The sequence below is a fragment of the Tianweitania sp. genome, from assembly GCF_032053605.1.
Taxonomy (GTDB): Bacteria; Pseudomonadota; Alphaproteobacteria; order Rhizobiales; family Rhizobiaceae; genus Tianweitania.
Genome location: NZ_DAMBUH010000086.1, coordinates 14,694 through 14,962 on the forward strand (window position 1 = coordinate 14,694; position 269 = coordinate 14,962).

The window sequence follows — 269 nt, forward strand, 5'->3', positions numbered from 1 at the left end:
TCTGCTTACTGCCGCCGGTGGGATCGGCTTCGCCATCCAGAGCATCCTCGGCCACGGATGGGCCCTGATCCTCACGGCGCTCGTTGCCAGCGCGCTGCTCGCCCAACGCAGCCTTGCCACCCATGTCCAAGCCGTTGCGCAAGCGCTCGAAGCCGAAGGGCTGAGCGGTGGCCGCCGCGCCGTATCCATGATCGTCGGACGTGACCCCGAACAGCTGGACGAACCCGCCGTTTGCCGCGCCGTGATCGAAAGTCTCGCGGAGAACTTTT

Annotated in this window: 1 protein-coding gene; it reads left to right on the forward strand. The window is 66.2% G+C overall.

The window, feature by feature from the left end:
- Positions 1 to 269, forward strand: a 269-nt coding sequence (locus RTX98_RS16075; RefSeq protein WP_312797843.1) for a cobalamin biosynthesis protein, incomplete at both ends; no start/stop codon positions are given.